At 62.5% G+C, this 1,994-nt stretch carries 2 protein-coding genes; both read right to left on the bottom strand.

What is annotated here, in order from left to right; all coding sequences use genetic code 11:
* Positions 1-862: 862 nt before the first annotated feature.
* Positions 863-1,297 carry a PilZ domain-containing protein gene (locus JHC57_RS22260; protein WP_294032736.1) on the bottom strand — a complete coding sequence of 145 codons (435 nt, stop codon included), beginning with the start codon at positions 1,295-1,297 and terminating at the stop codon, positions 863-865.
* 322 nt (positions 1,298-1,619) lie between these two features.
* Positions 1,620-1,994 (bottom strand): gamma-glutamyltransferase (locus JHC57_RS22255; protein WP_294032735.1); only part of this gene is annotated, 375 nt, incomplete at its 5' end.

Genomic DNA, 1,994 nt, shown 5'->3' with positions numbered 1-1,994 from the left:
ATCGAGACGGTCTGGGGCCGCGGCTATGTCCTTCGCGACATCGACGACGAAGGCAATGAGGTCCGCCGCGTCGCCTGACGCGTAGCGCCTTGTACAGGTTTACCGAGGGAACCCGGCGCGGAGCGATCCGCGCCGGTTTTCTTTTGGCGGCAACCGACCGTTTGCGGACCTCCATGACCGAGTTATGCTGCGATCATGAAATCATCGACCTATGTCGTCATCGCGCTTCTCGCGGGGTGCAGCAGTACCACCGCTTCGCCACCGCCCAAAGCGAGTGAAGCTGAGATCGCCGCGGTAAAACTCGCCGCTGTGGGATGGGATACGGCTTGGAAAGGCCAATGCTTGCAGCACAGACTCGATTGGCTTGCTCCCGGCGTCGAGTCCGATCTGATAGATGATTTTGCGCAGAGGTTCGATCCCCGCACGCGATCAAGGTATGATCGGCTTGCCGATATTCCCAAGTTTTGCGGGACCGAGGAGCGTTGGGGTCAATCGTGCGACGTCAATGTGAAGCGGCGTGCTCTAAATGAAGTGGGCAAGCTAGCCGATTTCGCGAAGTTCACCTGCTCTCGCGCGGCCTGCATGGAACGATCTGATTGTAGTGCGCCGTAGCGCGATGCCCGCTCACCAGCCCTAAGCTGTCATCGACCGCCCCCAAAAAAACTGCTGTCCTACATTGCCGCGCCGTGTCAGCTTCCGCTCTGCTCTTTGAAATCACCGGCTTTTGCAAACGGCGCTTAAAGCCACAAAGGACACAGTTTCGATGCGCACATGCGGGACTTTTGTGGCTTTAGGCATCAGCGGATCGACAAGGCATATATACAAGCCGATCGGCAACAGCTCGATCCCCGGCGGGCCGTGGTCAGCGTTTTTTGCCGAATTGCCCCGGTACGCTGGTCGCCCGGGTCAGGCCCGGACGCCAGGTGTCGACGCGCGGAGGGGGTACGATCTGGAAATCGGCGCGGCTGTCGGCGGCGACGAGCTGGTCGTTGTGCGCGGCGCGCAGGCGTACCTTCTGGATTTCGCGATCGGTTTCGACCCCGAACCGGGTTCCCGCGACCCAGCGCACGGTTCCGAGCATCGCTTCGTGGCCGGGCAGGAATACGGTGATCCGTTCGCCTATCTGCAGGATATGCGGTCCCTGGCCGCCGACGCCGGTCAATGATACGTTGCGGATGGTGACGTCGAACTGGCCCAGCCGCTGGCAGGCAAGCGCCGCCTTGACCAGACGCGACTGCCGCGGCTGACGCTTTTCATCGGGGGCCGGTGAGGCAGGGGGCGCCTCGTAATTCGACATGCGCGACTCAACATCTGCCGTCCGATTCCCACCTCGGACGGTTATCTTATTGGTCCCGGCGTCAGCCCTAAACGAGGAAGGTAAATTTTCGTATATCGTGTTTGATAATTTTCGCAGATCATTCGGCTGGATGAAGGCCGCCAACCGCCGCGACGCGCCCGCCGCGACCGGCCAAAAAGCGCTGAATTGGCAAAGAAAACCATCATGGATCATAATCGGCGAGCGCGCGCGTCGCTTCCGGGGCGACCCGGCCGCCAGTGCGGCGCGATGCACGCGGCGGGTCGTCGCATCCTTAACCAGCGCCGGGCGGCCGCTGGCTCGCTCAATATGCCAGCGCGCACCCGTCGGCGCGCATCTCGCTCGCCGCCGCATAGACGCGCGTATCGCCGTCCATACGATGTTCGACGCACTGATAGCGTCCGAAACCGCCGTCGGATTCGCCGAGCGTCCAGCCGATATCGGCAAGCTTCCGGCGGCTCGCCTCGGGTACGCCGTTTTCGAGCCGGAGCATGCCGCTCGGGCCGAGACCGGGCGAATCCTCCCCCATCGTTTCGGACGACCCCTCATGATGCCAGCGCGGCGAGTCGCCGGCGGCCTGTATTTCGAGCCCGTAGTCGACGCGGTTGATGACGATCTGCGCTTGCCCCTGCGGCTGCATGTCGCCGCCCATCACGCCGAAGCTCATCCACGGCACATC

Origin of the sequence: Sphingopyxis sp., from assembly GCF_016463645.1 — a bacterium.
Lineage (GTDB): Bacteria > Pseudomonadota > Alphaproteobacteria > Sphingomonadales > Sphingomonadaceae > Sphingopyxis.
Note: the sequence above shows the minus strand (reverse complement) of the source record. Positions and strands in the feature narration are given on the sequence as shown.

Bases quoted from the DNA above. Each gene is read 5' to 3' on its own strand.
- JHC57_RS22260 (WP_294032736.1), bottom strand. From the start codon at position 1,297: ATGTCGAATTACGAGGCGCCCCCTGCCTCACCGGCCCCCGATGAAAAG.